Consider the following 1,361-nt stretch of genomic DNA (forward strand, 5'->3'; position numbering starts at 1 on the left):
TGAACTGCCCCCAAAAAGTTAGACACTATTTGAGGGCATTTTTATGGAAAGAAAAATCAAGTACAGTTATGAATTCAAACTTCAATGTATAGAAGAAGTTTTGAAAAATAATCGTTCAATTCGTTCGGTTGCAAAAGAGAATAATTTTACTGAGAGTAATCTCAGAAAGTGGCTTAGCGTATATAAACATTATGGTAAGGCCGGGCTTTTACCTAAAACGAATCAATATTACAGCATTGATTTTAAACTGAAAGTATTAAAAAAAATTCAGGAGAAGTCTTTATCTTTGATTGAAGCCTGTTTTGTTTTTAATATACCAAGCGAATCTGTCATTACTCAATGGCGAACGAATTACCGAAAACATGGTCTTTCAGGCTTAAAAAACAAACCTAAAGGAAGATCTGCGCCAATGACTTTAAAAAGAGCAAAAAAGAAATCTAATAAACCTCTAACCAGAGAGGAAGAACTTTTACTTGAGATAGAATCATTAAGATGTGAGAATGCTCTTTTAAAAAAGTACAATGCCTTAGTTCAAGCCGAAGAAATCAAGAAAATAAAACGAAAGCCATAATGGAATTAAGGCATCAGTATGATTTAGGCATAATGCTCAATCATATGAATATGGCCAGAAGCAGTTATTATTACTACGAGAAAAAACATCAAATAAACGATAAATATAAAGATATTAAAAAACTCATTCAACATATTTATCATAAGCATAAAGGCAGGTTCGGATATAGACGTATTACATTAGAAATTAAAAACAAAGGGATTTTAATTAATCATAAAACAGTTTTGAGATTAATGAAATATCTAGGTTTAAAAAGTTTAATTAGGGTAAAAAAATATAAGTCATACCAAGGGCAGCAAGGTAAAATAGCACCCAATATATTGAATCGTAATTTTAAAACTGTAATGCCAAATGAAAAATGGGCTACAGATGTGACCGAATTTAATGTCTCGGGAAAGAAGTTGTATCTGTCTCCCATAATTGATTTGTTTAATGGAGAAATTATTAGCTATGATTTATCTGAAAAACCAAACTTTAACCAAATTACATCAATGCTTAAGAAGTCTTTTGAAAAAATACCTGATCAAACTAATTTAATACTACACTCAGATCAAGGGTGGCAATATCAGATGAAACAATATCAATATTTATTAAAACAAAAAGGAATTAAACAAAGTATGTCAAGAAAAGGAAATTGTCTTGACAACGCTATAATAGAAAATTTCTTTGGCATAATAAAATCAGAACTTTTTTATCTTAAGAAATACACTTCTATTAATCAATTAAAAGAAGAAATAGTTGAATATATAAACTACTATAATAACGATAGAATAAAACTTAATCTAAAAGG

At 29.0% G+C, this 1,361-nt stretch carries 2 protein-coding genes; both read left to right on the plus strand.

All coding sequences use genetic code 11. From position 1 onward, the window contains the following. Window positions 1–43 precede the first annotated feature (43 nt). Entirely contained in the window at window positions 44–571 is a 528-nt protein-coding gene (locus ACODST_RS27765) for a transposase (protein WP_488935343.1), read from the plus strand. After that, on the plus strand, window positions 571–1,361 hold a 791-nt coding region (locus tag ACODST_RS27770; RefSeq protein WP_488935344.1), incomplete at its 3' end, for an IS3 family transposase. The genes ACODST_RS27765 and ACODST_RS27770, both read left to right, overlap by 1 nt.

It is taken from the genome of Flavobacterium sp. FG19, assembly GCF_057809475.1.